Here is a 362-nt window from a genome sequence, read left to right on the forward strand (position 1 = left end):
CTTTTAGCTGCAATAACTGGCCCTGCAAGTCGGACTCAATCTGAACGGTAAAGTCGCCCTGACTCATTGCCGACATGACGCTGGCCAGCTCTTCTATGACACGGCTGAGATTATTCACCGAATGGTTGATATCGCCTTTAAGTGTATCCAGCTGACCACACATAGGAGAATTGATGGTGCGGTCGAAGCGACCATGACTGATTGCCATCATCACGGATGAAATTTCGCTGATGGCCTCATCGACGCTGCGTACCGAGACATTAATATGCTCTTTTAGCTCCCCAAGCTGTCCCTGAGCTGGTGTCGACACAGTTTGTTTGAAATCTCCCTCGCTGACGGCAGCCATAGTGTGGCCGATGTCT

At 50.6% G+C, this 362-nt stretch carries 1 pseudogene; it reads right to left on the reverse strand.

Annotation, left to right across the window (positions count from 1 at the left end):
- Positions 1 to 346: pseudogene (locus CWC14_RS18765) on the reverse strand (methyl-accepting chemotaxis protein); the annotation flags it as partial.
- Between the last annotated feature and the right edge of the window lie 16 nt (positions 347 to 362).

Origin of the sequence: Pseudoalteromonas sp. S3260 (assembly GCF_005886925.1) — a bacterium.
GTDB classification, from domain to species: Bacteria; Pseudomonadota; Gammaproteobacteria; order Enterobacterales; family Alteromonadaceae; genus Pseudoalteromonas; species Pseudoalteromonas tetraodonis.